Below are 25,306 nucleotides of genomic sequence, written 5' to 3' on the forward strand. Positions count from 1 at the left end.
AGAATAGTCCAAAAAAGGTACACTCAAATCAATCCAATATGCCTTATTATCTTATCCTGGTTTCTTACAGATCGTTAAAAAATTGGTAGTGTCATAAAAGTGTTGATATCTTTTTGTGAAAGCCCTGCTGAATCAAGGTTTGTGAAGAGCTCATCAACATATTTGGGACACCACCAAAAAATTAAATAAATATAAAATAAGTACAAGGAGGCATTGATGTACGAATTTATAACCGGTTTTATGTTCTGGCTCTCCCTTGGAGTCTGCCTTGCTGGGATGCTCATCCGTACCGTTCTCTATTTCAGGGGGCTTGCATGGAATCTTGACCGGGTTGCATACAAGGCATATCCAAAGGATGGTTTTAATGGTGCTATGCGTTCCATTTATAAATGGCTTCTTCCTTTTGGAACACATGGCTGGAGAAAACAGCCCTTTATGACAGTAATTTTTTTCTGTTTTCACATTGGTGCGGTGATAGTTCCTCTTTTTCTTGTGGCACACAATCTTTTCCTTGAGAAGAAAACCGGACTGAGCCTTTTTACAATCAATAACAGTGTTGCAGATTTTTTGACCTGGCTTGTGGTGGCAAGCGCTATACTTATTGTTCTTCGTCGTATTGCCCTGCCGGAAGTCCGTATTATGACCACATGGTATGATTACCTTATAATTCTTATCTCTGTACTTCCTTTTATTACAGGTCTCATGGCCAGGTACGAGGTGGGTAATTATAACTTCTGGCTTCTTGCTCATATATTAAGTGGCGAAATTCTGTTGCTCGCTATACCCTTTACCAAGTTATCACATGTATTTCTCTTTTTTGCCTCCCGAGCCCAGCTTGGAATGGATTACGGCATTAAACGGGGTGGTTTAAAAGGGACAAAAATGGCCTGGTAATAATTAGAACCAAAATATTTTGATTTTCATGATGCGGTGTGGTCACTTTCAGGCCATGACCGTCAGGGAGAATTAGATTTATGCCAGAAGGTATATTTTGCAATAAAAAACCCGTTGAGACTGAAGAGGAGTTGACAGCTCTTCTGGGGGATACAAGCGGGACCCAGTACTATAAAGAGATGAAGGAGCTTGATGTTGACTCAAAGCTTCTCTGGACAACCATACAAAACACCTGCAAGTCCAGAATCAGAACCTGGCTTGAGATCTGTGCCCATTGCGGAATGTGTGCAGACAGTTGTTTTCTCTATCTTGTCAATGACAGGGATCCAAAACAGGTTCCTGCATACAAAATTCAGTCAACCCTTGGTGAGATCGTAAAGCGTAAAGGTAAGGTTGATAACGAGTTTATGAGAATGGCAATGGAGACGGCCTGGGCAAAATGTACATGCTGCAACCGCTGCGGAATGTACTGTCCACACGGAATTGACATGGGCATCATGTTCGGCTATCTGCGGGGACTTCTCTATCAACAGGGTTTTGTACCCTGGGAGATGAAGATAGGTGCCGGTATGCACAGGGTTTACAGGGCTCAGATGGATGTCTCGGAAGAGGAGTTTGTTGAGACCTTTCAGTGGATGGTGGAAGAGTATGAAGATGATTATGTTGGTCTCACTGTACCTGTTGATGTTGAAAATGCCGATATCATGTACACCGTAAATGCAAGGGAGGTTAAACACTATCCTGAGGATCTTGCAGAAGCCGCCATTCTGTTTCATGCAGCAGGTGAAAACTGGACAATTCCGAGCAAGGGATGGGAATTGACAAGCCTTGCAATGTTTGCAGGAGACTGGGCTGCCTGTAAAATGCAGGTGGAGTCTGTCTATGAGGCAATGGAGCGCCTGAAACCTAAAAGAATGATTGGAACAGAGTGCGGGCATGCCCATCGTGCAACAGTTGTTGAAGGCCCTTACTGGGCAGGGCGTAAGGATGGCAGGCCTCCGGTGGAGTCTATCCATTATATTGAATGGCTTGCAGAGGCCCTGCGAGAAGGAAAACTTAAAATTGACCCTTCCAAACGCATTAAACAGCCAGTTACCCTTCAGGACTCCTGCAACTATGTCAGGAATCACGGCCTCAGGGAGACTGCAAGAGAGATCGTAAGTTACATTGTGGAACCTGGCTATTTTAGGGATATGTCCCCCAGAAAAGAGCATAATTTCTGCTGCGGAGGCGGGGGTGGATTCAATGGTATCGGTCTTTTCAGGCCCCAGCGTAACAAGGGGCTTATTACCAAAAGGGATCAGATTATAGCAACAGGTGCAGAACTTGTTCTTGCTCCCTGCCATAACTGTTGGGATGCCATCCGTGACCTGGAAGAAGAGTATGAAATTGGTATTAAATGGTCTTTTCTCAAGCCTCTTGTGATCAGTATGCTTGAGCTGCCTGACCATATGAAGCCAGAAGAGTAATCTCCCATGAAACCGGAAAATCTTTTTATATGAAAGTCTCGGTAACAGCCTGTTTTTAAAACGACTTTCATCTCTTCGATTGTGGCGGTAATCCGCCATGTACGTTATATGAAAGTCTCCGCAAGTGGCTGTTTTTAAAACGACTTTCATTTCTTCGATTGTGGTGAAGAACTGCCATGGTCGTTATTAAGGAGGGTGATATGTTTAAAAAAATTCTATTTGCCACGTCTGCAACCGAAGCAAGCGACCATGCTGCCCGGGTTGCCTTTAACATGGCAACGACTCTCAAGGCCCATATAAACCTGTTTCATGTTCTTGGAGTACCAACAAGGGGATTCAGCCAGGTTGTGCTTGATGTTAAAACAAAGGAAAAGGTTGAAATTGATGACGAATACATCAAATGGGTTGAGGATGAAGTAAAGACCTATTATGCAAACCAGTTGACCGACGGCATTGACGCTTCGATAAAGGTTGCTGTTGGTTTTCCACACAGGGAGATATTGCGGCAGGCAAGGGAAATAGAGCCGGATCTCATTGTAATGGGTGGCAGCACCGGCGATGAGAGCGATTCTGTTTACAAGGCAACCACAGGTTCTACTTTGCAGAGAGTTGCCAAGGCTGCCCAGTGTCCGATTATGGTTGTAAACCGGCCTGCAGCATCTTTCTGGGGCGGTATGTCAAGTATTGTTTTTGGTACTGATTTCTCAAAGGCATCTGACAAGGCATTTGATTTTGCCTTGAAAGCTGCCGGTGAACTTGGCTGTGAGATGAACATTTTCCATGCCCTTGATATCAGCTCCAGTCACATGGGTTTCACTCTCTCCCAGGATGAAATTGAAGAGCGTATCCGAAAGGCATATCGTGTGATTCGTTCAAGATATGTATCAAAAATGGAAAAAAAGAGTAATTTTTCCATGGATGTGTGGGAGGGGATTCCCTATGTGGAAATTGTTAAATATGCAAGGGAAAAGCATGCCGATCTGATTATCATGGCCCATAACTCCAGAAAACTTGATGGTGATGCTCCCAAGATAGGCAGTAATATGGAGCAGGTTATTGTACGTGCAGGGTGTCCGGTTATCAGTATTAACCGTTAATGAAATAGGCTGCCCACTGAAGATGGACATTTTTTTAGCTTTGTTGAGGAATGAGTACGAAGTAACTTTCCCATTTTGATTGACACTAAGAGGACGGGTATGCCCACGATCCTGGATATAAATGGGCACGTTATTTAAAACCAACTCCTTAAGCTTAATTTAAAACCTCTCCCGGTTATGGATTATAAATATTGTCCCGCTTCAGAGAGGTAGCCATGAAATATATGTTAAGAGGTGATTATGAAAAAGATACTTATTGTTGATGACGATCCCAATATCAGGGACTACCTGGTCTCTTTACTTGAAGATAATGGATATGCAACCTGTACTGCCAATGACGTCCGTGACGGTTTGAAGATTGCAAAGGCAGAGCAACCTGATCTGATCACCTTAGATCTTGAGATGCCCGGAGAGTGGGGACCAAGGTTTTATCGTCAGATTTCCCAGGATAAGGATCTGAAAAATGTGCCGGTCATTGTAATAAGTGGCTTGTCAGGCAATGATTATGCCATAAGCAAAGCTGTTGCAACCCTTAGTAAACCCTTTGATCGTGAAGAGCTTCTCTCTCTTATAAAAGAGAATATTCTATAAACCAACAGAGCCTCCTTATAGCTTATTTACCAAATAGGAGGACGGGGATAAAGTTCAGTAACGCTTATTTGGTGGTATCCCGAAACTGTGAATAACTCTTCGGAAATGCCTTGGGGGATTTTCGTTTTTTTATTCTGATGAATGGGTTTGGGATACCACCCTGGTAAAATTACATATTTTTATTTATTTCTAACCTGGAAAAAAACGTCATGGCAGAAAAAATTCTTTTAATAGATAACAGTGAAAGTCATGCAAGAGCATTGAAACTCTATCTTGAACGAAGTCGGTTGAGTGTTCTTATTGCCTCTTCTTCAGGTGAAATGGAGAAGCAGTTTGAAAAAAGAGATTTTGATATTCTGTTGGTCGATCCCTTTTTCCAAGGGGGGGACATATCTGCGGTAATAGAAAAGTTTAAAGCTGTCAATCCGATGGTGCAGGTGATCGTTTTCTGCGAAAAAAAGCATATTGACAAGGCAATGGATAATCTCGGTTCTGTTGCAATAAATTTTCTGGAACGCCCTGTAAACAGCAAAGCCCTTGATCTGGCAGTTGTTCATGCCAAGCGCTGTATCTCCAATGAAAGGCGCCTTGCAAACTATTCCCAGAGATTAAGTGACCTGCAAAATGCACAGGCCCTTTACCATCAGCTTTTTAATGAATCCCCATGTTATATATCAGTACAGAACAGGGATTTAAGGATAACTGCCGCAAATACTTTGTTCCAAAGGGACTTTGGAAAACAGATTGGAGGGCACTGCTATGAGATCTATAAACATCGTGAATCTCCCTGTCCTGACTGTCCGGTAGTGCAGACATTTGAAGACGGGAAGTCACGGAATACCGAAGAGATCGTAACATCAATTTCAGGCAAGCAGTACAATGTCCTGACCCAGACAGCTCCAATAATTGATGATAACGGAGAGATAACCCAGGTGATGGAGATGTCCACCAATATTACACAGATAAGGCAGCTCCAGGATCATCTATCTTCCCTTGGCCTTATGCTGGGTTCCATGTCCCATGGTGTTAAGGGAATGTTAACAGCCCTTGACGGCGGAATTTATCAGATGGAATCTGGTATGAAAAAAAATGATCCCGAAAGAACCGAAAAAGCATTTGAGCTTATCAAACAGATGGCAGACAGGATTAAAAAGATGGTTCTTGAGATTTTATATTATGCCAAATCAAGGGAGCTTCAGTATGAAAGTGTTGGTTCAGTTGAGATGTTTAATACGGTAATCTCCACCATCACAAACCTTGCTGCAAATAATAATGTCGCAATTAAAACTCAAATTCCCCAAAACCTTGGAGAAATAGAGATTGATCCCAACTGGGTGCAGTCTGCACTTGTCAATCTTGCGGAAAATGCCGTGGATGCTTGCAGATATGATAATGATAAGGATAAAGACTCCCATCAGGTTGAGTTCTCAATGTGGGAAGAGAAAGATGCTGCTGGTGAAAAAATATGTATTTCCATATGTGACAACGGCATGGGGATGGATCAGGAGACCAGAGAAAAGATGTTTACACTGTTTTTTACTTCCAAAGGATCCCAGGGTACAGGCCTTGGTCTTTTTATTGCCAACAGGGTTATAAAGCAGCATGGTGGAAGTATAAGTGTTAAATCATCCCCTGGCAAGGGCACCTGTTTTGAGTTGTGGCTGCCCAGAAAAAGGAGTGATGTTTCCATGGTGGAAAAGAGTATTGAGTCATTGCATAAAACAAAAAATTGTAGTACAGAAGGAGTTATGATAAAAGAGACTATTATGGATTCTGGATTAAATGATGCGTCTTACCACTAAAAGCAGATATGGAACACGCTTGATACTTGACCTTGCAGTTTATGGTAAGGATGGGCCGGTGCCCTTAAGTGATGTTGCAAAACGTCAAAATATATCCCTGAAATACCTTGAACAGCTTATAAGTAAACTTAAGAAAGACGGTTTCATTAACAGCCAAAGAGGCCCGTTTGGCGGCCATATGCTGGCAAAAACGCCGAATGAAATCAATGTTGGAGATATTGTCCGTTCCCTTGAAGGCAGTGCAGCCATTACCGAATGTGCAGAAGAGGATGAAAAACTGTGCGGCATCTGCAACAAGGCAGGTGACTGTCTATCCCGATGGGTTTGGATGGAGGCAAGCAGAGCAATGTTTCAGCGCCTGGATGCTATCTCCATATCTGACCTCATGAAAAAAAATAAGCATCTATTACAAGCTTTTCCTAACCCTCCTGACATGGGAAATCCATAGCCAACAAGGCTTTCCATCTCTTTTGTCCAAAAAGTATTCAACTCAAAAAAATTTGCAACTTAACCTTCATGGCCAAATTCAACGGCCACCCCCTGCCATTAACATCATTTGGGGGACTTTCACGGTAAATTCCCTTTTATTCATGAAAAAAATAATAATAATATGTGGCCCCACCGCTGTGGGTAAAACCAGCTTTGCCATCCATCTTGCTGAAAAGTGCAATGGTGAGATTATTGGTGCCGATTCCATGCAGATATATAAATATATGGATATTGGAACCGCAAAACCAGATATGGATGAGAGGCAGATGGTTCCCCATCATCTAATTGATTTTCTTGATCCTGATAAGGATTTTGACGCAGGTCAATATGTTGCCCATGCAGATTCTGTGATAGAAGAACTTTACAGCCGATCTAAAGTTCCTGTGGTTGTCGGTGGAACCGGATTTTACATCAAGGCACTTATGCATGGACTTTTCAGGGAGCGCACAGCAGATAAAAGTGTGCTTGACCGTCTTGAAAAGGAAAAAGAGGAGAGGGGAAACCTTGCTCTTTATGAAAAGCTTGCCATGCTGGATCCGGAATCTGCTCTACGCATTCATCCAAACGATTCTTTCAGGGTAATAAGGGCTCTTGAAGTCCTTGAAGTGACAGGCAAAACAATATCATCATACCAGAATCAGCATGGATTTACCCCTCAGCGCTACACTGCCCTTAAAATTTGCCTTAACATGGAACGATCCTTGCTTTATCATCGTATCGAAAAAAGGGTTGACCAGATGATGTCCCAGGATTTAGTTAATGAAGTAAGAGCGCTTCTTCGCATGGGTTACTCCTGTGACCTTAAGGCTATGCAATCAATAGGATACAGGCATGTCTGTGAATATCTTAATCAAGGTGTATCTTTTGATGAAACAGTTCGTCTTCTGAAAAGGGACACCAGAAGATATGCCAAACGTCAATTGACATGGTTCAGAAATGACAGAGATATCATCTGGATGGAGCCTTGGGAGACAAAAAGAGCTATTGAAGCAATATCAGGGTTTCTTTTATCGGTAGTGTCCTAAACGTGTTGATCTCTTACTGTGAGAGCCTTGCTGAATAAGGATTTGTGGAAAGGTCATCAACATATTTGGGACACTAGCCTTTTATCGTCTCCATGAGAGTACTCAAGAGTTATAATATTTCGGTTTTAATATTGTATTACGTAACATCGAAAGCCTGAAATAACAACTTATGGTGGTGCGACAGAAGAGTTTATAACTCAAGAGAAAACAGCAGATGTTGTTTGAAAAAAACAGCATCCATATGATTTTGCAGGAGGTTTTTTTGATGGCACATCCCGGGCGATATTATTTATTGATTATTTTTATTTTTTCCATTTCTTTTTTTGCGTCATGCGGTGTCAAAGAGCAGCCTGTGCCAGATATTGCAACATCTCCGCCGAATGTTGAAACTGAACCGCTTGAACCAGCTTTGCCACCTTCTGAAATTCCTGAGTTAACTCCCCTTGAAAAGCGTGAAAAAGAGGCAGATGCAAATGTCCTGTCTGGTAATTACAGAGCTGCTGTAAATATTTACAACTATCTGCTTGGAACCTACCCTTTGGAAAAAAGGCAACCTGTATTAGAAAAGATAGAGTCTCTTCTTTCTCAAATGGAGAGCAATGATATAGAGATGATCATGAACTCTAAGATAAACAGGATTCTGGAATCCATGCTTCTATACAGGCTGGGTTTAAGTTATGCATCAAAAGAGCAATATTCCCGATCCCGTGATATATTAACCTTGTTTGTTACAAAATACCCTGGGCATCCTGATGCAAAGGATGCAATGGATATTCTTGGGCTTCTTAGGGATAAATCATTTGAAAATAACAAAGTGGGGTGCATTCTTCCTCTTTCAGGAAAGTTTGCACTTTTTGGCACTAAAGCCCTCAAGGGAGTTCAGATGGCTTTAAGGGATTTAACACCCCTTTATAAGGACAAAATCACTCTGATTATAAAAGATTCCGAGTCAAATGATGAGCGTGCGGTTGCTTGTGTAAGAGAGTTGGCAAAAGAGAATGTTGCAGCCATTGCAGGCCCCATGGTAACTGCAATGGCTGCTGCATCTGAAGCACAGATACAAAGTATCCCCATGATATGCATGACCCAGAAGAGTGAGGTGACAGAGATTGGGGATTATATCTTTTCCAATTTTCTTACACCGGAGATGCAGGTCAATGCTCTTTTAAATTATTCAGGCAATAATCTTGGTGTAAAACGGTTTGCACTCCTCTATCCTGATGATAAATATGGAACAACCTATATGGAGCTTTTCACAAAAATGGCGGAAGAGGGGGGCTGGCAAATTGTAGGAAGTGAATTTTACAGTCAGGATAAAATAGACTTTGGAGATAGTGTCCTTAAACTGAAACGATTTTTGGGCAGTAGCTCATCTTCTGCTTCCGGTATTGAAAAGGCGGTATTTATTCCTGATTCAATCCCCAAGCTTGCAATGATTCTTCCCCAGTTTGCCTACCATAATGTTAATGATATCTATCTTTTGGGTACAAATATATGGCACAATCAGAATCTGCTCAGGGATGCAGCAGGGTATGTTTCCAATGCGGTTATTACAGAAGGCTTTTTCCCGGAAAGCCGCAAAGAGGTAACTTCAAAATTTGCAGAGTCCTTCAGATTGATTTATGGAGAATCCCCAGGATTTATTGAAGCCATTGCCTATGATACAGTCTCAATACTCATTAAAACTGCCATGGACAAGGAGGTTGCTTCAAGGGCATCCCTTAAAAATATCCTTGCTGGAAACCGCATGTATGAAGGCGTAACCGGAAATACCATGTTTGGGGTAAGTGGAAAACCACACAAGGAACTATTTTTATTGACAATAGAAAATAATCAATTTGTGGAGATAAGTCATTAATTTGTATTACAATCGTTAACAAGGCATCCCTGACCAGTTGCTTCCAGAACTGATTGCCAAAGTTTTCCCTGGGGATCGACATTTTTTCTTTTTCCTGCCGACGCTTCCATTGGAATATGCACATAGTTGTTGTTCCAGTGGCTGACTAAAAGCTTTGTTTTGCCTGCCATACCTGCATGTACTGCATCTCTTCCCAAAAAACCACAAAACACGCTATCATTTGCATTGGCAGGAAGACTTCTGATCATATAGCTTGGGTCAATATATTTTAGGCTTACTGGAATATTTTTTTCTTTAAACCATGCAATGATCTCGTTTTTAAGGAATACTCCAATATCTTTAAGCTTTATGTTTCCGGATGGATCATACTCTGTTTTTTGGTCAGAAAAGAATTTTTGCCCTGCGCCTTCTGCAACCACAATCACAGCATGCTTTCTTTCAATCAGTCTCTTTTCAAGGGAGCATAGAAATCCTGATTCTCCGTGGAGATCCATCTCAATTTCCGGTATGAGTACAAAGTTTGCATCCTGCTGTGCAAGAGCTGCTGTTGCTGCAAGAAAGCCTGCATGACGCCCCATAAGTTTTATAAGGCCAATGCCGTATGGGTATCCGGCAGCTTCGTTGTGAGCGCCTTTAATGGCATTGGTGGCAATGTCAACCGCTGTATCAAAGCCAAATGTTTTTGAAACAAGATATATATCGTTGTCAATTGTTTTTGGGATTACAATAACGCTGATTTTAAGATTTCGGCTGTTGATCTCATCTGCTATCTTGTTTGCAGCCATGAGGGTTCCATCCCCTCCCACCATAAAGAGAATCCCTGTGTTCATGCGCTCAAGGCAGTCAACAACACCGCCTATATCCTGTGTTCCCCTTGAAGAACCAAGTATGGTTCCGCCCATATCAAGTATATTGGAGACAGTTCCGGGCGTAAGGTCAACGACATCATGCCCATACTCCGGCATGAAGCCTTGAAGGCCGTATTTTATGCCGTAAATATTTCTGACACCGTAACAGTGGTGGAGCTCAAGTACAACTGATCGGATAATGTCATTCAGGCCTGGACATAGCCCTCCACAGGTGACAATTGCACATTTTAGTTTGCTTGGATCAAAATATATCTTTTCCCTTGGGCCTGCTTTTTCAAAGCTTGGAATTTCAAGGTTGTTGTCAAGATAATGCTGAATATCCTTTTTCTCAACAGCACAGATAATTCTTTCATCTTCACTGACAAAACGGTTGGTGTATCCGCCTTTAATTTTGCCGCTTAAAGGAGAAGGAATTCTTGGTTCTCCAAGTATCTGTATTTTGGTCTCTTTGGAATCAATTATCATTTTGTTGTTTCCTCACCATATTGAAGTGATATTTGTTTAAGTTGGCAAATCAAGGAATTTATGATTTATGATCTGTAAATTTCAGTGTTCCTTTTCCAAGGATATCATGGAGATGTAAAATCCCAAGAAGATGTTTTTCAGAGTCAGTTACAGGGAGAATTGTAATCTGATGCTTTTCCATTATATTAAGGGCATCGTAAAGGGGAAGATCAGGAAGAATGACATGGGGATCAAAGGTCATTACATGCTCGACAGTAAAAGAATCGAAATCACATCCTGTAAATGGTGTTTTTTCTGCAATCAGGTGACGGATATCTCCATCAGTAATAATACCTTTTAATGTGTTGTTTTTATCCAGTATAAGCACTGCTCCAAGTCGGAATTTCTCCATCTCTTTTACAGCCGTGGTCATTGAACTTCCTGACTCCACACGGGGGATGGCACTCCCGCTGTACATAAGTTCTCCTACCATACAAGAGAGTCTCTGTCCAAGGGAACCGCCGGGATGTGAGCGTTTGAAATCGCTTGTTTTAAAGCCCTTTTTGTTGATCAGAACAACTGCAAGGGCATCCCCCATGGCAAGCTGTGCTGTTGTACTGCATGTGGGGGCAAGTCCAAGAGGACATGCCTCTTTTTCAACGCCTGTATCAATTACAAGATCGCACTTTTTTGCCATGGTAGATGTAAGATTGCCTGTGAATGCAATCATGCTGCATCCAAGGGCACGTATGGAGGGAAGCAGTATATTAAGCTCCGGAGTTTCTCCGCTGTTGGAGATGGCAATAAAAATATCATCTTTTGTGACCATGCCAAGATCCCCGTGCATTGCTTCCACAGGATGCAGAAACATTGCATTTGTGCCTGTGCTGGAAAGTGTAGCTACAATCTTTCTGCCAATCAGGCCGGATTTGCCTATACCCGATATTATGACTCTTCCTGTAGAATTACAGATCAGGTTAACCATCTCCTCAAAATCATGACCGATTTTTTCAGTCAGGTTGAGGATACTTTCTGCTTCCTGTTTAAGTACATTTACAGCTTCTTCAATGATCATCTTTGTGTTCTCGTTTTTGTCAGGTCTTTTTTATTAGAAAGTTTACCTCACCCCCTCTCACAGACTTTGGAGGGGGAGTTATTAAGGACTTTCATACTCAAAGTCGAAACCTATGATTTTGTAAGCCTTGTCAACAGTGTCTGAATCAGGATTCCCAAGATTAACAAAGATAAGGCAAGATTATTTATCCTGATTCAGACAAATGCAATAACTTCTGAAAATGGCATCTTTCATTTATCGGTTTACACTTTTTGAGGCTTATTCTTTTGTCTGAATCACGGATTAAACGGATTAAAAGATTACACTGATTGAAAAAATCTGTGTAATCAGCGTAATCTGTGGCAATCCGTGATTCAGACAATTAAAGAAAAGTGTAAACTACTTTTAAGCTGATATGAAGGATACCCTGAAAATGCAATAAAATGTCGATTTTGAGTATATAATAGTTCCAAAAGGGTACGCCCTTATTATTTCTTATTTACCTTTGCCCAGGTATCCCGCAATGTAACAGTTCTGTTAAAGACCGGGTGCTCTGGGGTTGACTCCTTTGAATCTGCACAAAAATATCCCAACCGTTCAAACTGATATACTTTCTCAGGTTCTGCATTGGCAAGGCTTTTTTCCACCCTGCACCCTTTAAGTGTCACCAGGGAATCAGGATTGAGGTTTTCTGTAAAATCGTCTCTGTCTGCTTCAGGATCCTCATTTAGAAACAGCCTGTCATACAATCGTACAGTTGCCGGAATGGAGCCTTCTTCCGATACCCAGTGAAGGGTGCCTTTTACCTTTCTGCCGTCCGGAGAATCTCCGCCACGGGTGGCAGGGTCATAGGTACAGATAAGTTCAATTACTTCACCGTTCTCATCCTTTATAACCTCTTTGCATGTGATGAAATAGGCATACCTGAGCCTGACTTCTCTTCCCGGAGCAAGCCTGAAAAACTTTTTTGGGGCATTTTCCATAAAATCCTCTTTTTCAATGTAAATATGCTTTGAAAAGAGTATCTGCCTGGTGCCCATTTCAGGCTTCTGGGGATGATTTAATGCTTCAAGGGATTCAATTTTTAACGTGCTTCCACAGGAGGTCTCCTGCTGACTTTTGTCATCGTTTTTTTGTTCTGAATTACAGTTCTCCTGGTTCCAATTTGCAATGGTAACTTTTAACGGATTTATAACAGCCATAACCCTTGGAGCTTTTTCATTGAGATCATCACGAAGGCAGTTTTCCAGAAGCCCTACATCAATGCGGTTTTCCCTTTTTCCCACACCAATGGCATTGCAGAAATTTCTTATTGCAGCCGGTGTGTAGCCACGGCGCCGGATACCTGCAATTGTGGGGAGCCTTGGGTCATCCCATCCATCCACAAACTTTTGTTCAACAAGCTTCTGAAGCTTTCTTTTGCTCATGACCGTATAGTTGAGATTCATCCTTGCAAATTCAATCTGCTGGGGATGGCAAGGTGCGCTCACTTCATCAAGAAGCCAGTCATAAAGTGGCCTGTGATCCTGAAATTCCAGTGTGCATAATGAGTGGGTGACCCCTTCAAGGGCATCGGAAAGACCGTGTGTAAAATCATACATTGGATAGATGCACCATTTATCTTTGGTTCTTGGATGTGACATCTTTTTTATTCGATATATTACAGGGTCACGCATGTTTATATTGGGGGATGCCATGTCAATTTTTGCTCTAAGTACATAAGCACCATCTTCAAACTCGCCGTTTTTCATTCGTTTGAAAAGATCCAGGTTCTCGGCAATCGGGCGGTTTCTGTCCGGGCTCTCTTTGCCTGGTTCTGTGAGGGTTCCCCTGTATTCCCTCATCTGATCGGCATTTAGCGTACACACATAAGCCTTGCCTTTTTCAATCAGCTCCACGGCATAATCATAGAGATTTTCAAAATAGTCCGATGCATAGTGAATCTTATCTCCCCAGTCAAAGCCGAGCCATTTGACATCGGAAATGATAGAGTCAATATATTTTTGATCTTCCTTTGCAGGGTTTGTGTCGTCAAACCTAAGATTGCAGCGGCCGTTGAACTCATCGGCAACTCCAAAATTGAGGCAAATTGATTTTGCATGGCCGATGTGAAGGTAACCATTGGGCTCAGGTGGGAAACGTGTAATGACCCTTCCGTCATTTTTTCCCCTTTCAAGGTCTTCGGTGATTATTGTTTTTATAAAATTTCCTTTTATTTTTTTTTCTTCCATGGATACCTCTTCATCCTTTTTATCTGTAGTTTTTGTGTTTATTGTTGTTGAATTTGGAATTGGAACGCAGTGGATTATCATACATTTTTTGCAGAGTTTTGATTTAGTATATTAACATGCACAAGAATTCCAGCTCTCATACTTATAAATCAGTCAATAAAAGCAAAGCATACCGGAACCTTCATCCCTGCATCCTGCAAGAGACTACCAGCAGTGGTAATTAAGCATGCCTATTTTTTTGATTTAACATGAAGCCATTGGTACTCTATCTTTTCAAGCATTGCTTTCAGTTCTTTAACAGTCAGCTCTTTCAACTCATCACGTGAAGGAACCGAAAGCCCCAATATCTCATGAAAAAGCTGTATTTTACCTATAATTTCACCTTCTTCTCTGCCTTCTTCCCTGCCTTCTTCTCTGCCTTCTTCCCTGCCTTCTTCCCTGCCTTCTTCTCTGCCTTCTTCCCTTCCTTCTTCTCTGGCAGATTCAATTCCTGAATAATAATCCCTTTTCCACTTCATATGGGCTTCATAGGCATCAACGAGTTTTTCATCACGGGTGAAGGCCTCATATTTTTCATGGGCCTTACTTATCTGGGGATTCTCTTTGAGCAATATTTTCATGGCTTCATCCTCTTCTGTTTTACCTTCATTTTTCAAATAATAGAGCCATTGCTCCAACTGCTTTTCCTTATTATAATTTGCAAGTTCCGGAAGTTCAAGAAAATGCATTACAAGGTGATCTGTCAGATAAAGTTCAGGGTTGTTACATTCCCTCAACATAAAACCAAGATGATATCTGCCTGTCTCTTTGAAAAGCTCAAAATCAAGTATATTGATACAGATGACCGGACAAAGTTTTTTGTACACCACACCTTCTTCAAGCTGGGATGAGTATAGTTTTGACCAATAGTACAAACTTCTATTTCTGAATACATTATTCCCTGATGTCTGTACCTCTATATTATATATCTCTTTGGTTTCAGATATTGCTTTAATGTCAAGAATTGATTCCTTATCAAATACAAGCTCCTTGATATTAAAGGGATTTTTTAGCTCTACTTTCTCTATCAAGGGAAAATTCATATTACCTTGAACTGCATTTATGAAATCAAGCAAAAGGCTTTTATGCTCTTCTTTTCCAAATAGATATTTTATGAAGATGTCTGATGTTGGCTTTACATATATCATTTTTTCAACCTTGATGTGTCATTTTAGTCTAATTTGTCTGAACCTTGATTTTCCTGATTAAGGGATTCCCATGATTTGCACCAGACAAGCATAAATGCAGGAATAAAATCATGGTCATCCCTTAATCCTTTTAATCATGGTTAAGACACCATTCCGTTCCGTTCCGATGCGGATTCCTGCCGGTTCCTCACTTACATGAAACCTCCGGCTTGTTTACTGCTGACCTGGGGAGAGGACAAGCCGGAAGCCTACGTAGTTGTATCTGTAGTCCAGAAAGCCGCGGTTCCGGTACGCCGACCGGCAGCGCCAGGCATCGTAGTTCCAACTGCCTCCTCGAACCACACGGAGGGAGCCTGTCGACGGCCCTTCGGGGTCTATCAGCGAATCAGTCGTATAATTCCCATACCAATCCTGGCACCACTCATAGACATTGCCGTGCATATCATACAAACCCCAGTCATTGGCTTCTTTTTGTGCCACTGAACGTGTTGTATTACCAGAATTTCCACAATACCAACCCATGAGATCCAGGTTGGGGTCATAAGCACAAAGTGTTTCGGTTATATCTCCATTGGCAAAGGCAGTTGTTGAACCTGCACGGGCACTGTACTCCCATTCGGCTTCAGTAGGCAAAAGGTAGGTACCATCTCCAAGTGCATTCAGGGCTGTAATAAAATTCTGAATATCATTCCAGGAAACATACTCTACAGGACAGTCAGCACCGCACTCATCATGATATGACGGGTTGCTGCCCATCACAGCTTCCCACTGCCCTTGGGTCACTTCCGTGGTCTGCATGTAGAAGGAGTTGGTCAAGGTTACTTGGTGCTGGGTTTCATTTGAAACTCGGCCAGGTTCATCAGATGGTGAACCCATCATAAAAGTACCGGCAGGTATAAGGTTGAAGGTCATGCCAAGGGAGTTGGTTATTGTTTCCCCTTGATATCCTGATGGATCTATACCGTCACAGTTCTGGTCAATGCCGTCTCCGGCTATCTCTGTGGCTCCGGGATGGATAGTGGCATCTGTGTCATCGCAGTCGGTGTGGTCAAGGACATAGCCTGCTGGCTGGGAGGTGGCTTCGTAAGGGTGGTCTTCGTCTCCGTAGCCGTCTCTGTCTGTGTCGGGGTAGTAGGTTGTTGTATCCAGGGGTGGGTCTATACCACATACGCATCAAGCTAAGGTTTTCAAAGCCTTATCAGACGGGTTTTTCTAATTTTTGTTGTTAAGATGTTTGATTTTATATTTATAATAAAAACAAAGTCTTATATTCTTAGCTTGATGCGTATGGTCTATACCATCACAGTTCTGGTCAATGCCGTCTCCGGCTATTTCTGTGGCTCCGGGGTGTATACTGGCATCAGTATCATCGCAGTCGGTGTGATCAAGGACATAGCCTGCTGGCTGGGAGGTGGCTTCGTAAGGGTGGTCTTCATCTCCGTAGCCGTCTCTGTCTATGTCGGGGTAGTATGTTGTAGTTTCCAAAGGTGGATCACAATTCTGGTGTACGCTTGCATCTGTGTCATCGCAATCATCATCATTGGAAACATATCCATCTGGTTTTAATACAGCCGTTATTGTGTGCTTTTCATCACCATAACCGTCATTATCATTATCGCGATACCAGATCGAGGGTGAAGAAAACATTTTAATATATTTATCAAGATCCGTCAATCGTTCGTTAAATGCCTTGAGAGTATATATACCTACGCTCTTTTTTGTACCATCAGATGTAGAAAGTGTTATATGTGTCCAAATATCTTTATTATTCTCTAATTCTGGTATCACCACAGTCGAATAGGATGCACTAACAAGGCTACCGTATAACACTGCAAGACCATCCACCAGCAATCCTAATTCATTTGCAGCTTGGCCAGCCAATACCGCACCAGAGGGCATCAACGCTGCAATTTCCATTTGCATCCTAGCACTCTCAAAAGCATGGGCTGCCAGTGCCACAGCCTCAGCCATGACATAGGTTTCCAATATAGATAACTCTTCTTTACTATCAATAAAACGAGGAACACTAAGCAGCCAATTGGCACGAGTTTCTTTTAACATCTCAAGAATATCGTTTTTGGATTTACCCTGATCCATATCTTTTTGAATTTTTGAAGAAATATTGTCAAAATCGCTATAGAAAGACTCAAGAAGATGATATGAAAGGGCTGCGTAGTAACAATACCAGCCAGTGCGGTCTGCAGCTATTGACTGAACTTTCCCCATATTCAGATCAGATGCCCAATAGGCACCTCCATTAAGGAATTCAAATATTGGTGGATCTCCGTTTGTGTAGATGGTACTAAATTTTGAAATACCGGCTTTATTATTGATCTTTACTAATGCCATGTTAAGTTTTGTAACTAATTCATTATAAACTTTTGCCGCATTCTTTTTGAAACAAAAGAATCCATAGGTGTGGTTCTTCAGTTCTTCTGCGATGTTACCTGTCCTAACAAGTTCAAGAAAAGAGTATAAGGCTTCACTCACCAATATTGCTGCATACTCTCCCCCTTCATCATCGGAATTAAGTTCTTTGATATTATCGTCATCCCCAAGGGCTTCAATTAAATGCTCAATAAAATCAAATGATTCTTTAGAGTCATCTATTAGTTTATCAAGAGTAAAAGTGGTGCCTAAATTATATTTTTTACTTTTTTCTAAAAAACCATACGGAGAAAAACTGACAACGGAAAAAGTAAGTTTTCTTGTGTTTGCATCATAGCTGTCTGGATAAATATTTTCAGTTTTTCCGGTTGCTGATATAACATGCACCAAAAAAATATTTTCAGGGTCCTGATCTTCGCCAACAGTATAATTAAATGTTACAGGGCCATCAAGCTGGCTTTCTGCCTGGAGATCAAATGCAGCAAGCGGTGTGCCGGCAACCATGGAACTTATCTCATCTGTCGATATTTTATAGGCGATTACCTTGGTTGGTTCATTAAAGGTCAACTCCCCTGCTTGCACTTCCAGCTCGTCCAGCTCAAGAAACGTACCTCCACTTGAAGAGAGAGTGGCTTCTGCACTGTTCAATGGCTGCATCACATAAAATGAGAGAATTAAAACAGTCTGAGCCTGGCCATCTCCGGCAATTTCGATCGTTACTTCACCGTTACCATCTCCGGTAGGCGCACCTATCGTAACAGAAATGCCATTTTCAGTCTTAACCACACTATCTTCTGTTGTAACATGACTGACAGCTATATCCAGTCCATTGTCCAGAAGATTGCCGGGCAGACCGATGTTTGTTACTGAATTTGCGATAAAAAAGAATGGCCAGAGAACCTCAATGGTTTTTGATAAAAGCTCCACTCGATATTGATTCAAATCAGTGGCATCAGGATTTTCATAATATGATGATATCCATTCAGCAAGGGTATTAATCTCTTCATTTGATGTTGAAACAGGTTCTCCCCATGCAGATATTTCAATAATGTTTGCAAGGTATTGAGCCGGCGAGGTTATATTTCTGGCATCTGCAATTTGCCAGGCAGCCTCTGTATAATGGCTTATAATTGTCGCGTCCGAGCTGAATCTACCGTTTTCTGGAATATCAGCGCTGTTAATTATGCTGTGAATTTCAAGCCCGTTTTGGGGATTGACTGCTGTCAGTAAAAGAAGGTCATGTGAAGCGGCAGCTTCAGGACTTAAAGATATGAACCATTCACCGTTATTATCCGCAACAGCGCTGCCCAGAGAGTCTGAATGACCTAAACCAGAGACTGTTACAACGGCCTGCGGCACAATATCGTCATAAACCTTCCCTGACAGGATTATACCGGCTCCCTCAATTCCTGCAGGAACTGCATTGACGCTATTGCTTCCCAGCATCACCTGACCCGATTCGATCTTCAGAATCAGGGAACCATTATCGAAGGTGATAATCTGGGATGAGGTTGTTGCCGGCAGCTTGACCAATGTACCGCCTGTACCTTCAAGAATAACCACGGCACCTGTTCGGGACACTGTAAAACTGTCTGAATTTGAAGCAATGGTTATGGTGTTGCTGCCAGGAAAGTTTACGATCTTTACATTTGCTCCTGTAGCAACGGTCACATGGTTATCTCCTGCACTGCCAAAGATGGTTACCGTCTCCCCGGATGATACTGTGGTATCGGGGCTGGTATCCGTTAAAACAATGCTTTCACGGGCACTCGCCGAAAAAGACGCAAGCACCACAACCACAGCCAAAAGCGTAAACAAGAAAATCTTTGCTTTCTTTTGCATTTTTACTTTTTCCTTTCTTTGTTTGATTGAATCAATGGATTGCTGAATCACAACTCAATGGAATTGAGAATCAGGTTACACACTTCTAAATATTTTGAACCATGATTAAAAGGATTTAAGGATTAACATGATTGAACCTTAATGACTGTCAATGGCCGTTTAAAGCTGCCCTGACCATGAAAAACAAATGTGTTTATTCGGTAATAACTCAAAATCGACACCTATAACCTCTTGAGTCTTGTCAATACTGTCTGAATCAGGATTTCCAAGATTAACAGGATAAGGCAGGATTATCTATCCTGAACATCTTGTTTATCCTGGTTATCCTGGTTATCCTGATTCAGACAAATTCAGTAAATGGAAAAAAGCAATAAGATGTCGATTTTGAGTAATAATAATCCTTAACCCATTTCAAAGGTAAAACAAATAATATTTTTCTCTTTTTCTAAAAAATCTATCGCCAAAAGAACCATTTCCTTATCATCCTTTAGATATTGATGGTAACAGTTCTTGTTTTTCAATTAAATGGAAATTTTGACAGGGCTTCTTGAAGAGCAACAATGGCTGTGTTACTATAAATATATGGAAAAAAAGACACAAGAAATCATGCTTCAAACAGTCAATCCGTTTCAAACAATCAATCCGTTTGGAAGTCTAATACTTATAAATCAGTCAATAAAAGCCAACCACACCGGAACCTTCATCCCCTTCTACACCGGAAATTGAACAATACCCACACTGGAAATTAAAAATGCCTTACAAAAACCTTTTCAGTATCCACTCCCCATTCCAGCCCACAGGCGATCAGCCTGCGGCAATTGAGTATCTTTCAAATGGGATTTGCAATAATGAAAGTCAAGCTGAAACACATCTTGAAACTCATCATGAAACACACCAGGTTCTCCTTGGTGTAACAGGCTCCGGAAAAACATTTACCATGGCAAATATCATAGCAGAAGTTGGAAAACCTGCCTTGATTATAGCTCCAAACAAAACTCTTGCTGCCCAGCTTTATAATGAATTCAAGTCCCTCTTTCCTGAGAATGCTGTGGAGTATTTTGTAAGTTATTATGATTATTATCAGCCGGAAGCATATATTCCATCAAGTGATACCTATATCCAGAAGGATTCGGCCATAAACGAGATGATTGACAAGATGCGCCACTCTGCAACACGCTCTGTTCTGGCAAGAAAAGATGTTATTGTGGTGGCAAGTGTCTCCTGTATTTACGGCCTGGGAGCTCCGGAAGATTACCTTGCCCTAAGAGTTGAGGTGGCAGAGGATATGGAAAAATCCAGGGAAAAATTGTTGTCAGAACTTGTGGGTATTCAATATGAGAGAAATGATATTGATTTTCACAGGGGCACCTTCAGGGTCAGGGGAGACAGGGTGGAGATTTTTCCTGCATATGAAGAGGCAAAAGCATTGAGGATTGATTTTTTCGGGGATACCATTGAAAGTCTAAGCGAGATTGATCCCCTGAAAGGCGATATACTCAACAGCCTCAAGGCCACGGCCGTCTATCCGGCTTCTCACTATGTCACCCAGACAGAAACCCGTAAACGTGCGGTGCAGGGCATAATTGAAGAGCTTAAGGAACGCCTTGAATATTATCACAAAGAGAATCGGCTTCTTGAGGCACAGCGGCTTGAAGAACGTACCATGTATGATCTTGAAATGATTAATGAAATGGGCTACTGCAATGGTATTGAAAACTATTCACGGCATCTTACCGGCAGAAATCCAGGGGAGCCGCCTCCCACACTTCTTGACTATTTTCCCGATGATTTTCTCATCTTTTTTGATGAGAGCCATATATCTGTGCCCCAGATTGGTGCAATGTACAAGGCTGACCGTTCACGAAAAGATACCCTTGTCCTTCACGGGTTCCGGCTGCCCTCTGCAATTGACAACCGGCCACTTAAATTTGAAGAATTTAAAAACAAAGCAAGGCAGGTTATCTATGTTTCTGCCACCCCTGCTGACTACGAGCTTAACAAGGCAGGTGACCGTATTGCTGAGCAGATAGTAAGACCAACAGGGCTCCTTGATCCCCTTCTTGAGATACGAGGTGCAAAAACACAGGTTGATGATCTTTATGAAGAGATTGTAAAAAAGGTTGAGATGGATGAACGTGTTCTGGTGACAACTTTGACCAAGCGCATGGCCGAGGATTTGACCGACTATTTTTCCGATCTCTCCATCAAGGTAAAGTATCTCCATTCCGACATTGGTACTGTAGAGCGAATAGACATCATCCAGGATCTTCGAAAAGGCGTGTTTGATGTGCTAATTGGCATAAACCTTCTGAGGGAGGGACTTGATATTCCTGAAGTCTCCCTTGTTGCTATTCTTGATGCAGACAAGGAGGGTTTTCTCCGGTCCTTCAGATCGCTTATACAGACCTTTGGGCGTGCTGCAAGGAATGCATCCGGAAAGGTTATAATGTATGCAGATCGTATCACCCCATCCATGAAAAAAGCCATGGAGGAGACTGATCGCAGACGGGAGATTCAAGAGGCATATAATCAGAAACATGGTATTATTCCTTCAACAATTATGAAGGATCTCAAAGCGTTTGACTATACCATGGAAAAGTCGGTTATGCCCTTTGAGGCTAACAGTCACAGTGAGCTTACAGTGGCCGAAGCTGTTGCTGTTTACGGTTCAGACCCTGACGGTTCCGATCATCAGGAGACTCTTGAGGATATCATCAAAGGCTTTGAAATCGAGATGAAGCATGCTGCAGCAGAGATGAAATTCGAGAAAGCTGCCGAGCTGAGGGACAGGATAAAAGAGCTTAAAAAAATCAAGGAAATGTAAAATTTTCCGCAAAATGATTATAAATAGAACCTGTAAGACATGGATAATGGTGAGTTGAGTTATAGTGTTTGAGTGTTTTTGAATAAGGAAAGTTTATGAAATATTTTATTGATCCCACAGTTGATTGTGTATTCAAAAAACTTCTTGGTTCTGAGGAGAACAAGAATTTGCTGATTCATTTTTTGAATGCAGTACTGCGTTCTTCCATTTTGAATCCAGTAATAGATGTTGAGATATTGAATCCATATAACGAGAAAGATTTTTTAACAGATAAGCTCTCCATTGTGGATGTCAAGGCAAAGGACAGTGAAGGTCGTACCTTTCAAGTGGATATTCAGTTATCAATTCATCCAGGGCTTAAATCAAGGATTCTTTACTGCTGGAGTGATATTTATGCATCCCAGCTTTTAAAGGGTGATGATTACTCCAAGTTGCAGCCTGTTATATCCATCTGGATTATAACTGAGAAACTTTTTTACGAGAGTGAAGGATTTCATTACCATTTTCAGATATTCGATCCAGTGAACAGGATAGCATTAAATGAGGAATGTGCAATCCACATAATGGAACTTTCAAAGTTTACAAATATGGAGATTAAAAATGAGCTGGAAAGGTGGTTGGCATTTTTCCGGCTGGGCAGGGATATTGATGATGAGCTTATGCCCGATTTTATGAATACAAAAGAGATGAGGCAGGCCATGGAAACATTGAAGGTTTTTTCAGAAAAGGAGAGAGAGTATCATCTATACCAGAACCGTATGAATACCATAAGACTTCAAAGAACCATTGATAAAGAGATGAGTAGATTGAAGCAGGCAGTGATAATTGCTGATAAAGCCCTATACGAGGCTGAAGAAAAGAAGCAGAAGGCTGAAGAAGAGAAGCAGAAGGCTGAAGAAGAGAAGCAGAAGGCTGAAGAAGAGAAGCAAAAGGCTGAAGAAGAGAAGCAAAAGGCTGAAGAAGAGAAACAAAAAGCAATAAAAGAAAAAGAAGAATCTCTGAAGCGAGAGCAGGCGTTGATCGAAAAATTGAAACAGATGGGCGTTGATATTGACGCTGAGACATAAACATATATGGTAAATTTGAAAGAAGATGGCATTCCTGCTTCTGTAATGGAAAAATACACACTTTCACCTTCAGAGCCAGGCGTATATCTGATGAAAGGTAGCCGAGGCAGGGTCATTTACGTTGGTAAAGCCAGAAATCTGAAAAAAAGGCTTGCCTCCTACTTTGTAAGGGAGATCGGTCATGATCTCAAGACTGCGCTTCTTGTAAGAAATATTACAGATTTTGATATCATTGTAACTGCAACTGAACATGAAGCCCTGATCCTTGAAGCCACTCTCATAAAAAAGCATAATCCCAAATACAATATCATCCTCAAGGATGGGAAAAATTACCCTTGCTTTCGTATTGATACCTCCCATGATTACCCTTCACTCCAGGTTGTCAGAAAAATAAAGAAGGACAATGCAGTCTATTTTGGTCCTTATTCTTCTTCCTACAGTGTTAAAAAGACAGTGAAACAGGTTAACCGGATTTTTAAACTTAGAAAATGTCGTGACTCCCAGTTTAAAAAACGATCAAGGCCCTGTCTTCAATATCAGATAAAGGCGTGCCTTGCCCCTTGCTGCAATGATGTTCCAAAAGAAACCTACAGTAAGATTGTCAGTGATGTTATTCTTTTTCTTAAAGGAAGAACAGCAGAGCTTATAAATGCCTTGAAAAAAGAGATGATGGCTGAGTCTGAAGCAGAGCGATTTGAAAATGCAGCTCAGATTCGGGATACTGTTTTTGCCATTGAAAGGATAATGGAACAGCAGGTAGCAGTGACTTCTGATATGATGGATAGAGATGTTGTTGCCTGTAAAGGAGAGCAGGGCAGGGCAGTTGTGACAGTTCTTTTTGTCCGATCAGGTTATGTAGTTGGCACAAGGCATAGCACCTTTGATATGCACTGGAAGAATACATCAGAGATCATGGCAGCATTTTTGAAACAGTATTATCAGACCAGTGCCTTTATTCCACCACAGATTCTTGCTGCTGAACCTTTTGAAGACAGAGAAGTTCTTGAAGAGCAGCTTTCCCTGGAAAAAGGAAAGCGGGTACACATTCTAATACCTGAACGTGGAGATAAAAAACGTATTGTTGAAATGGCGATACGTAATGCAGAAAGTGAACTCTCCTCAACATTGTCCAGGGAAAATGATACAACTGAAACCCTTGAAATGCTAAAAAAACTGCTTGGTATGGAGCAGATACCGAGACGAATTGAGTGTTTTGATAACTCCAATCTTGCCGGAACTGATCCTGTATCTTCCATGGTTGTATTTATTGATGGGGAGCCTGATAAATCCCTTTACCGGAAGTTTATCATAAAAGATGTTGCAGAGCAGGATGATTATGCATATATGACAGAGGTACTTACAAGACGTTTTTCATGTAAACCAGGCAAATTAGACGAGAGCAGGAAAAAAAGCACTGCGGAGACCAGAAGCGAACTGCCTGATCTTCTTGTAGTTGATGGTGGCAAGGGGCAGTTATCAATGGCTGTGGCAGTTTTGACTGATTTAAAACTTATGGACAGGATAAAGGTTGTGGGGCTTGCCAAAAAAAATGTACTCAATGGTGAAACACATGACAAGATATTTGTGCCGAACCGTTCCAATCCCCTGAATACTTCCCTCTCTCTTAAAGCCCTCTATCTTCTGCAGCGCCTCAGAGATGAGGCTCACGATTTTGCCATTACCTTCCAGAGGAAACGTCGTTCAAAACGCATGACAGTCTCTTTGCTTGACGGCATTCCAGGTATTGGGAAAAAACGCAAATCAATGCTTTTAAAGCATTTCAAAGGCGTATCTGCCATGAAAGATGTAAGTATGGAGGAGTTTGCCAAACTTCCTGGCATGACACAAAGTGCTGCAAAAGCTCTTTATTCAGCGCTCAAGACTTCAAAAAAGTATTCTTGATTTCGGCATGTTTCGTTTTCTGGTTTACACTTTCATGAAGCAGATCCCCATTTTTAGGTAATCTCTCACAAAAAAGTGTAAAGTACTTTTGGGGTCATATGAAGGGTGGCTTGATTTATATTTACTGTATTTTTAAGGTTGTATTATATGGGACAAAAAATGTTTGTTACGGATCTGGATGGCACCCTTTTCACAGACAAAAGAGAGATTGACGATGAAAACCTAATTGCCCTGGAGCTTCTTGGCAGGGAAGGTGTGGTAAGCTTTGTTTTT

General features: G+C 41.6%; 17 protein-coding genes and 1 pseudogene. 11 read left to right on the plus strand and 7 right to left on the minus strand.

Annotated elements, in window-relative coordinates; all coding sequences use genetic code 11:
* Positions 1-216 precede the first annotated feature (216 nt).
* The 8 genes from hmcE to MTBBW1_RS24195 all read left to right on the plus strand — a co-directional run bounded on the left by hmcE (position 217) and on the right by MTBBW1_RS24195 (position 9,225).
* Positions 217-894, plus strand: a complete 678-nt coding sequence (gene hmcE, locus MTBBW1_RS24160; RefSeq protein WP_080808560.1) for a sulfate respiration complex protein HmcE — start codon at positions 217-219, stop codon at positions 892-894.
* 80 nt (positions 895-974) lie between these two features.
* The gene (gene hmcF, locus MTBBW1_RS24165) at positions 975-2,363 is read left to right on the plus strand and encodes a sulfate respiration complex iron-sulfur protein HmcF (RefSeq protein ID WP_080808563.1); all 1,389 of its coding nucleotides are present in this window, start codon (positions 975-977) and stop codon (positions 2,361-2,363) included.
* 200 nt (positions 2,364-2,563) lie between these two features.
* Positions 2,564-3,460, plus strand: a complete 897-nt coding sequence (locus tag MTBBW1_RS24170; protein ID WP_080808566.1) for a universal stress protein — start codon at positions 2,564-2,566, stop codon at positions 3,458-3,460.
* Positions 3,461-3,700: 240 nt separating this feature from the next.
* Complete coding sequence (divK, locus tag MTBBW1_RS24175) at positions 3,701-4,051, plus strand: DVU0259 family response regulator domain-containing protein (RefSeq protein ID WP_342743963.1); 351 nt, start codon at positions 3,701-3,703, stop codon at positions 4,049-4,051.
* 209 nt (positions 4,052-4,260) lie between these two features.
* Positions 4,261-5,853 (plus strand): hybrid sensor histidine kinase/response regulator, encoded by a 1,593-nt coding sequence (locus MTBBW1_RS24180; protein WP_080808569.1) that lies wholly within the window; start codon positions 4,261-4,263, stop codon positions 5,851-5,853.
* Positions 5,834-6,301, plus strand: coding sequence for an RrF2 family transcriptional regulator (locus MTBBW1_RS24185; protein WP_245809548.1), 468 nt, complete (start codon positions 5,834-5,836; stop codon positions 6,299-6,301). Before MTBBW1_RS24180 ends, MTBBW1_RS24185 begins: the two co-directional genes overlap by 20 nt.
* 142 nt (positions 6,302-6,443) lie before the next feature.
* A complete protein-coding gene (gene miaA / locus MTBBW1_RS24190; RefSeq protein ID WP_080808638.1) occupies positions 6,444-7,367 on the plus strand; it encodes a tRNA (adenosine(37)-N6)-dimethylallyltransferase MiaA in 924 nt (307 codons plus the stop codon).
* A 265-nt stretch (positions 7,368-7,632) separates the two neighbouring features.
* Complete coding sequence (locus MTBBW1_RS24195) at positions 7,633-9,225, plus strand: penicillin-binding protein activator (RefSeq protein WP_186441688.1); 1,593 nt, start codon at positions 7,633-7,635, stop codon at positions 9,223-9,225.
* Here the strand turns inward: MTBBW1_RS24195 and MTBBW1_RS24200 are convergent.
* From MTBBW1_RS24200 to MTBBW1_RS24230, 7 genes and pseudogenes are all read right to left on the minus strand, one after another.
* Positions 9,222-10,559: an ATP-dependent 6-phosphofructokinase gene (locus tag MTBBW1_RS24200; RefSeq protein ID WP_080808574.1), complete on the minus strand. Its 1,338-nt coding sequence runs from the start codon at positions 10,557-10,559 to the stop codon at positions 9,222-9,224. The genes MTBBW1_RS24195 and MTBBW1_RS24200 overlap by 4 nt on opposite strands.
* Before the next feature lie 58 nt (positions 10,560-10,617).
* Positions 10,618-11,613, minus strand: a complete 996-nt coding sequence (locus MTBBW1_RS24205; RefSeq protein WP_080808577.1) for a KpsF/GutQ family sugar-phosphate isomerase — start codon at positions 11,611-11,613, stop codon at positions 10,618-10,620.
* Between the two features lie 467 nt (positions 11,614-12,080).
* Entirely contained in the window at positions 12,081-13,823 is a 1,743-nt protein-coding gene (locus MTBBW1_RS24210) for a glutamine--tRNA ligase/YqeY domain fusion protein (RefSeq protein WP_087881845.1), read from the minus strand.
* A gap of 230 nt (positions 13,824-14,053) precedes the next feature.
* Positions 14,054-15,010 carry an Rpn family recombination-promoting nuclease/putative transposase gene (locus tag MTBBW1_RS24215; RefSeq protein ID WP_080808580.1) on the minus strand — a complete coding sequence of 319 codons (957 nt, stop codon included), beginning with the start codon at positions 15,008-15,010 and terminating at the stop codon, positions 14,054-14,056.
* Between the two features lie 213 nt (positions 15,011-15,223).
* Positions 15,224-16,006, minus strand: coding sequence for a formylglycine-generating enzyme family protein (locus MTBBW1_RS24220; RefSeq protein WP_425430027.1), 783 nt, complete (start codon positions 16,004-16,006; stop codon positions 15,224-15,226).
* A pseudogene (locus MTBBW1_RS30475) lies at positions 15,980-16,171 on the minus strand (MopE-related protein); the annotation flags it as partial. The gene MTBBW1_RS24220 and the pseudogene MTBBW1_RS30475, both read right to left, overlap by 27 nt.
* 51 nt (positions 16,172-16,222) lie before the next feature.
* Positions 16,223-19,240, minus strand: coding sequence for a putative metal-binding motif-containing protein (locus MTBBW1_RS24230; protein ID WP_080808586.1), 3,018 nt, complete (start codon positions 19,238-19,240; stop codon positions 16,223-16,225).
* 751 nt (positions 19,241-19,991) lie between these two features.
* Here MTBBW1_RS24230 and uvrB point away from each other — a divergent pair.
* The 3 genes from uvrB (at position 19,992) to uvrC (ending at position 25,033) form a co-directional block, all read left to right on the plus strand.
* Positions 19,992-22,064 carry an excinuclease ABC subunit UvrB gene (gene uvrB, locus MTBBW1_RS24240; protein WP_080808594.1) on the plus strand — a complete coding sequence of 691 codons (2,073 nt, stop codon included), beginning with the start codon at positions 19,992-19,994 and terminating at the stop codon, positions 22,062-22,064.
* Between the two features lie 95 nt (positions 22,065-22,159).
* Entirely contained in the window at positions 22,160-23,131 is a 972-nt protein-coding gene (locus MTBBW1_RS24245; protein ID WP_080808597.1) for an Rpn family recombination-promoting nuclease/putative transposase, read from the plus strand.
* A gap of 6 nt (positions 23,132-23,137) precedes the next feature.
* On the plus strand, positions 23,138-25,033 hold the full coding sequence (gene uvrC / locus MTBBW1_RS24250; RefSeq protein ID WP_080808600.1) for an excinuclease ABC subunit UvrC: 1,896 nt from the start codon (positions 23,138-23,140) through the stop codon (positions 25,031-25,033).
* The last annotated feature ends 273 nt before the right edge of the window (positions 25,034-25,306 follow it).

The sequence above is a fragment of the Desulfamplus magnetovallimortis genome, from assembly GCF_900170035.1.
GTDB lineage: Bacteria > Desulfobacterota > Desulfobacteria > Desulfobacterales > Desulfobacteraceae > Desulfamplus > Desulfamplus magnetovallimortis.